Annotated in this window: 6 protein-coding genes; all 6 read right to left on the bottom strand. The window is 63.7% G+C overall.

Annotated features, from left to right (window positions below):
- A partial coding sequence (locus ATO6_RS24675) for a class I SAM-dependent methyltransferase (RefSeq protein ID WP_176441097.1) occupies positions 1-1,379 on the bottom strand: 1,379 nt, incomplete at its 3' end.
- A 112-nt stretch (positions 1,380-1,491) separates the two neighbouring features.
- Entirely contained in the window at positions 1,492-2,148 is a 657-nt protein-coding gene (locus ATO6_RS24670) for a hypothetical protein (RefSeq protein ID WP_048534129.1), read from the bottom strand.
- Positions 2,148-2,741: a regulator gene (locus ATO6_RS24665; RefSeq protein WP_088626563.1), complete on the bottom strand. Its 594-nt coding sequence runs from the start codon at positions 2,739-2,741 to the stop codon at positions 2,148-2,150. Before ATO6_RS24665 ends, ATO6_RS24670 begins: the two co-directional genes overlap by 1 nt.
- Positions 2,742-2,811: 70 nt before the next feature.
- Positions 2,812-4,770 carry a ParB/RepB/Spo0J family partition protein gene (locus ATO6_RS24660; protein ID WP_088626562.1) on the bottom strand — a complete coding sequence of 653 codons (1,959 nt, stop codon included), beginning with the start codon at positions 4,768-4,770 and terminating at the stop codon, positions 2,812-2,814.
- Between the two features lie 150 nt (positions 4,771-4,920).
- Entirely contained in the window at positions 4,921-5,310 is a 390-nt protein-coding gene (locus ATO6_RS24655) for a DUF3768 domain-containing protein (protein WP_088626561.1), read from the bottom strand.
- A gap of 90 nt (positions 5,311-5,400) precedes the next feature.
- Positions 5,401-5,657, bottom strand: a 257-nt coding sequence (locus ATO6_RS24650) for a zincin-like metallopeptidase domain-containing protein (RefSeq protein WP_254919282.1), incomplete at its 5' end; no start/stop codon positions are given.

Below are 5,657 nucleotides of genomic sequence, written 5' to 3'. Positions count from 1 at the left end.
GAGCCTTCGTTACAAAACGGCCCCAGAAGTCCGAAAAACTCTGACGACGGACAGGCATCGTTCGCCATGAGGATGGTCTCGAGCTGGGCCTCGGAGAGATGGCCCTCCTCGATCAGACGGCCGGGCAGGCGCAGATCAGCGGCGGCTTCGCCGTTGGGTGCCGGAGGGGCAACCGAGGCCATGGCTATACTCTCGACCAGGGGGGTCGGATGTTCCCGGGCACCCTCAATCTCGATCCGCTGCGGACGATAGCGGGCATAGATGTCGGAGACGGGCGTGTTCTCGCGGGGGGTGTCGAGGCAGGTGAAGGCCAGCGGGATGGCGGCATGCGATTTGGGTTTGGCAGACGCCGCTTGGGCGATTGGGCGCTGACGTGCAACAGGGACACCGACCCGGCGCGACCCAGTCCGAAACTGCGCACCGGTTTGGATCGAGGGAGTGGCAGTGCGGGTTGCGGCGATATCATCGATGATTTGGCGCGCCGCGTCCAGATCGTCGACCATGGCACGGACGATCTCGATCTCCTCCTGCACCTTGTCGAAGACCATGAGCTGGGTTTCGACGGTGGTGCCGAGTTTGCGGTAAACGTGGCCCGGAATAGTGAGCGCGAGACGGGGCTTTGCGATGGCCGAGGCCCGTGCCCAATGGGCCGCGTCTCGTTTTGGCGAAAATCCCATCGGCATGATCGCCGCGAGACGTCCGCCGGGTGCCAGCCGTTTGGCAGCGCCGATCAGATGTTTCGCCGCAATGTGCTTGTCGCGCGACCGATCGACCGATGAGGCGAAGGGCGGATTCATCACGATGACACCGGGAAGCTCGGGCACCGTCAGGAGATCATCAATATGTTCGGCGTCAAAGCCGGACACCTCGCCCCCGAACACCGCCTCGAGAAGCGCCCGACGGAAGGGATCGATCTCGTTCAGCATCGGTTTGCCACCCGCGCAAACTGCAAAACCAGCCAGCGCGCCGGTCCCGGCGGAAGGTTCGAGGACGGTTTCGCCGGGGCGGATGGCGGCAGCACGGATAGCCAGCGCCGCATAGGGCAGCGGCGTCGAGAATTGCTGGAGCCGGATTTGCTCTTCGGAGCGCCGGGTCTCCGTCAGGAGCCGTGAGGCGAGCAATCTGGCCGTCGCGAGCGCGTCCGAACCGCTGTCCCGCATGATCGCCGTCACCGTGGCGGCCTGCATCAGGTCATAGGCCATGCGCCACGACCACGCGCCGCCGGCATCGCTACCGCCGAAACTCTCGCGCATGATCCGAGCGAGCGATGAGCTCTTGAGCGGTTGCTTCTCAATCTCGCTGCCGATCAGGCGAATGGCCTGCAGAAGCTGTGGTTTCGATGGGAAATCGCGTGCGAGTGCCGGGCTTCGGTTGTCCATATCGTCTGTCCTTTGAGTCAGGTTGTGGGTCCGACAGGACAGAAAGCCGCCTCAGCGCTTTCAAACGCGCGGAGGCGGCTCAAGGCTGAACAGATAGCGATGTTGCCGGCGGTCAGGAATCGTTCCCGGCGAAAAACTCGGCCAGAACCGGACTCGCCTCACTCTTCGCCGAGCCGAGGAGCTCGGACCCGGCGAGCGAGGCTTTCGACAGGCGCACGAGGCCGCCTGTCTCCTCGATGCGGTAGCAGCGACGCTTTTGCCCTCCGCGCCGGTAATGGGTGGCGGTCACGATCTGGCAGGTGCTGCCATCGGTCAGCGTTACCGGTGCGGCCAGTTTGATCTTGTCACCCTCGTCGTAGTCCGGGATCGCCGCCCAGTCGCGGCAGCGCTGACGCCAGGCATGGGCATAGCTGTCGGGATCCTTCAACTCGGAGAGCAATGCCAGAAGGCTGAGCGGCGCGCGCGACTCCACGGGCCCGGCGCTCTCCTCCATGTCCTTGTAGCCCCAGCAGCCCTCGTCATAGCGGGTGAGGAACACGGCGCCGAAGGTGATCGACCCGTCGGCATCGGTCACGTAGGTTCTGTCTTCAACCGGCGCGCCATCGATGTTGGTGAGCCTCAAAGCTGCATACCAGGTCGACCCGAGTTTGGAGGCCTTGAGCAGCACTGTCTTGCGCGTATCCGTCTCGAACGTGCAAAGCCGGGCGATTTCTGCCTTCTCGTCCGCGTAGGTTTTGACGCGGCGGTCGGTGTAGAAGAGCCAACCCACTATGCCGCCCTCCGGTCATCGATTTCGATGAGCGCATCGAGCGGCACGCGGTAAGGCAGCATCTCGTCGAAATCCTCGCAATTGCCGCTATTCTGCACGAGGGCGTGGGTGTCGGTGGCGTGCTTCAGGATCACCCGGAACGTCCCGCCGAGACCGGAGGGCACGTCGTAGGTCCCGCCGATCAGATAGTCGGCGGCGCGACGCAGGAAGACGCGGATCGTGTGGCCATCGGTCGCCAGCCGAATCGTGTCATGACCACGGTCGATGAGCATTTGCACATCATCGAGAATGTCGGTGTAGAACTGGCCGGTCAGATCGCGGAACGCCGCCTGCCGCGCCGCCATCCAGCCCGGATCGCGGAACGGGTTGATGCCCTCGGCGAAGGCATGGGTGGGATCGGCGCGTTCGGTGGTGACGATCCGCGTCGTCGTGCCATCGATGCCGTTCGAGCGCAGATGGACGCCATTGCCGACGATCAGGATCAGGGCGGGTTTGCCCACCGGCCCGTTCCAGTTGGGAAGGAAGGTGGAGCAGCCGCGCGCATGCGCGATCTGCGCCGCGACGCTCGCCGCGGTGAAGCTAAGAAGTGCCATGGGTTTTACCTGTAAGATGGAGGGAGGGGTGCGACCCGCGCCTACGTTTCGGAGCGGGCCGCCTGTAGGGTCAGGCCGCTTCTGCGACTTCGGTTTCGTCTTCGGGTTTCTCGGCTGGCTCGACACCTGCCGTCTGCATCATCGGCGGGCACCAGGCCGCGACCGCCGCCCGCTGTGCATCCGTCAGCGTGGCGAAGGGCTCGGCGAAGAGCTTGTCGCAGAATTCGACGACTTGCTTCTTGGTCGAGGAGGCCAATGTCACCGCCTCCTGCGCGAGCCCCAGTTCCTCACCGAGGATCTTCAGAAGCCAGGCCTTCTTGAAGCGATTGAAGAGCGCCGCATTCGGTGTCCAATGCGCTCGGATGTCCGGCATGATCTCGACTTCGAAGTCATGCATCAAGCTATCCCGCTGCCGGTCCCGTGAGAAGCAGGATTGTGTGGTTGCCGCCGTGGCATAGGCCACGAGTTTGGCCTTCTCGCCCGCATCGAGCGCCCGGAAGAGCGCGAACTGGTCTGCAGGGGATTTCGCGTCATCGGCCCAGGAGAGGTCGAGTGCGTCATGGGCCTCGGCCACCTGTTCAAGCGAGGTGCCGTCGATCTCGTCCATCTTGGCGTGGGTACGATACTCCTGGCGCGCATCGACCTTGATCGCTTGGGTGACGCCCAAACCGCTGGTCAGCACATCCGTGACCAATTTGAAGAGCGTGAGGTCGAGCGTCGCCTCTGGATGCATCGCCATGGCCGCGCCGAGCGCCATCGCCCGCTCGGTCTTCAGGTCCTCGGTGAGCGAGGCGGGATAGGTGATCTGATCGCCGTCTACGGCGCCCCTGTCGCTCGGTGCGCCGGTGCCTTTGCCAGACCGCTCCGCCTTGTCTTCAGGGCGCACCATCCCGACATGCAGGGAGATCTTGCCATGCGACCAGGAGGCGATCACGCCGGAGCGCGAAAGATCCTCGGTGCCATAGGCCTCCTGTAGGTCCCGCGCCTCAGCTTCCAGCGCGTCCACGCGTTCGTAGAGTTCATTGTACGCCTCTTCCTCGAGCTCTTCGTTCTCCATCTCGTGTTCGAGTTTCTCGAGTTCGGCGGCAATCTCATCGACACGCTTCTGGCCCTTCTCATCGGGCTCGACTGGACCCGGATAGACACGGCCATAGTCCGCCATGGCGGCATAGTCGTACTGGATGACCGCATCGGCCCAGGCAAAGCCGATCTCTGCCCGCGCCTCTTCGGCGGCGGCGGCGAGTTTTTCGAGCAGGATCGTTTCGACCAGCGCGGAATCCTCCAGCACGGAATGCTCGTCCAGGAGATCGGCCGCGATGGCGCCGCCACGCGCCTCGTAGTCCTTCCGCACGAAGGCGCCGATATCGTCGCTGACCTGCACACCGCGGGACTTCAGCGCGTTGCGGACGGTATGGGCCTGGACATAGTTGTCCTCCCTGGTGAGCGCCTCGAAGACCTCGCGTTGCACCTCCTGGCTCGGGTGATCGGCGAAGGCTTTCATCGTGTCGAGGGTGATCGATTTGGCGCGGGCCGCGGCACGGATGTCGGGATGGATGAGCCCGTAGCGCAGCCTGCCTTTGACGGCGGCGACGGTTGTGCCGAAGGTCTTGGCAATCGTCTCGGGAGTCTGGCCGTCGACCTCCATCATCCGCGCGAAGGCCTCGAACTCGTCGATGGCGTTCATCGGCGCCTGGGTGATGTTCTCGGCGAGCGACAGCGCGGTGGTCACATCGCAATCGTCAGGGACCAAACGGCAGTCGATCTTGGTGCGGTTCGTGAACCCTTTGGCGGTTTTGTCGGCGACCAGCTCCAGAAGCGCCGCATGGCGCCGGCCACCGGCGAGCACCCCGAACTTGCCACCGATCTTCTGAACGAGCAGCGGCTGAAGAAGGCCCAGAACGGCGATGCTGGCCTTGAGATGCGCGATATTCTCCGAGGCATAGGTCTCGGGGAAATTGGTCCGTACGTTCGCGGGATGCGGGCAGAGGTCGCCGATGGCGACGGTGGTAGTTTTGAATGTGTGAGTCATGACATGTCCTTCTCGACGTGTTTGAGAGGTCCGCGCGGGTCTTCGCGCAACCAATCCCCGGATCCGGGAACCAACAGGACAAGAGGCCCACTTTCCCTTTCGGAGGGTCAGCGGGCCTGTCGGTGATGGAAGGTTGGGGTGCGGCCCGCCCTACCAGTCGCGCGCCATCATGACGGTCAGCACGCGCATGGTCGTCTCGGGATTGTCGGGTGCCTCGGCGCCATAGCGGAAGTCAGAGCTGGCCTCGTAGAGATCCAGCTTCCAGAATACGGTTTCGCCCCGGATCGTCACGGCCCCGAAGTCGTACCAGCCTTCCGGATCATTGTCCGGCTCGAATGTATCGAACGCACCGGTGGCCTGGACGGCCTCTGTGACGAAGCCATCGCCTGCCTCGATCAGGGACTGGGTCACGACGAGGCGGCCCTGGATCTGCTGATCCGGGGTGATGCCAAGGCAGGCAAACCTGCGGAAAGCGTCGTTCTGGGATGCGATGACAGCCGCGTTCGGACGCGAATAGTCTGCGGGTTCAGGATGGCTCATGGGTCTGTCCTTTCGGGATGGGTTGAAACCACCAAACCCAAAGCCAGTTTTTCCTTTCACCACGCCCTACCAGCCCGGACAGCCCCGGCCTCAAGCGGCCTGTTCCCCCTGCCCCGCCTCCGACGCGGCGACGAGATAGTCACAGGCACGCTGCGCGTCCGCCGCATGTTTGAAGATCGCCCGCTTGTCAGACCGGAGCACGCGGACCCAGTTGTCGAGATAGGCCGCGTTCAGCTCCAGCGTATGCGCGGAGAACCCCAGCTTCTGACCCAAGAACACCGAGCAGAGCTCCGCGACATATCCTGACAGTCCAGCCCCATTCTGAAATTTTCCGGCAATGAGAACGG

Source organism: Oceanicola sp. 22II-s10i (assembly GCF_002210105.1).
GTDB lineage: Bacteria > Pseudomonadota > Alphaproteobacteria > Rhodobacterales > Rhodobacteraceae > Pseudooceanicola.
Note: the sequence above shows the minus strand (reverse complement) of the source record. Positions and strands in the feature narration are given on the sequence as shown.

Bases quoted from the DNA above. Each gene is read 5' to 3' on its own strand.
- ATO6_RS24660 (WP_088626562.1), bottom strand. From the start codon at position 4,770: ATGACTCACACATTCAAAACTACCACCGTCGCCATCGGCGACCTCTGC.
- ATO6_RS24665 (WP_088626563.1), bottom strand. From the start codon at position 2,741: ATGGCACTTCTTAGCTTCACCGCGGCGAGCGTCGCGGCGCAGATCGCG.
- ATO6_RS24655 (WP_088626561.1), bottom strand. From the start codon at position 5,310: ATGAGCCATCCTGAACCCGCAGACTATTCGCGTCCGAACGCGGCTGTC.